The sequence below is a fragment of the Campylobacter sp. BCW_6873 genome (genome assembly GCF_001762365.1).
GTDB lineage: Bacteria > Campylobacterota > Campylobacteria > Campylobacterales > Campylobacteraceae > Campylobacter_D > Campylobacter_D jejuni.
Genome location: NZ_MJWS01000110.1, coordinates 2,436 through 3,441 on the forward strand (window position 1 = coordinate 2,436; position 1,006 = coordinate 3,441).

Sequence of the window (1,006 nt, forward strand, 5' to 3'; positions counted from 1 at the left end):
AATACTTTCATTCATCTTTTTTCTCTTTTCTGAGTTCCATTGCTTCTTTAAGGAAAGTGGTATTAATTTCGCTAAAACCGCTTACATGTGAAATGATTTTTTCAAATTCTTCATCACTTAAGCTTAATAAATAAGGCATTACATGGGGCTTTATAATGGCATTAACTTTTGCATAAAAATCATTTTTTAGTTCTATTTCATGCTTGATAAGATTTTTAATGTAGTATCTTTTACCTTTGAGAGTTTGTATAACTATATCTCCCACCAAAGCACGCGATGGGTTATAAGGATACACAAAAAAAGTTCCCAAAGGAAAAATTAAATCATTCCTAAAATAGAATTCAACCACAAGTTTTTCTTTTGTGATATAAATTCTTTTAAAATTTACTGTTTTATAAACAAGACTTATATATACATAATACATAAAGATATATAATAAAAACCATAAACCATTTAAAATTCTTAGTATTGTCAAATGCCCTAGGGAGCCAATAAAGAAAAAAACACAAAAATCCAGTGTATATTATCCCGCAAAATAAAAATGCAGGTATATATTTCTTTTCTTCAAAAATGATTTCATCTTGAGTGTCTTGCTCTTTGATTTCTGTGTTATTGTTTGTTTGGCTCATTTTTATCTCCGAGTTATCATTCTGCCCTAAGCTCTCCACCTCTAACCACAAGTCCTTTAGAGTCTATAGTTACTTCAACTCCACCTACTTTAATGATAACACAATCTCCCTTAGTAACAATTTGAGTATCACCTACTTGGTGGAGGATTTGATTGCCTGCTTTTACTTCACAATCTGTTTGAAAGTCAAAAGTTGAATTATCAGATTCTAAAGAATATTGTTCTTCTACCTTTGTCTGCATGGAATTGGACTTTAAGGATGTATTATCTTGTATGTGGGCGGATAAATTTTGATGAACATTAAGGAAAAATTCTTTTTCTATTGTTTGGGTTAAAGACTTTTCTATTAATAATTTATTTTCTCCCTTCACATTCCTT

At 29.7% G+C, this 1,006-nt stretch carries 1 protein-coding gene and 1 pseudogene; both read right to left on the reverse strand.

Annotation, left to right across the window (positions count from 1 at the left end):
• Window positions 1–7: 7 nt before the first annotated feature.
• Window positions 8–475 (reverse strand): hypothetical protein, encoded by a 468-nt coding sequence (locus AJ932_RS10385; RefSeq protein ID WP_261660133.1) that lies wholly within the window; start codon window positions 473–475, stop codon window positions 8–10.
• Between the two features lie 170 nt (window positions 476–645).
• Window positions 646–1,006, reverse strand: a pseudogene (locus AJ932_RS10935) (hypothetical protein); the annotation flags it as partial.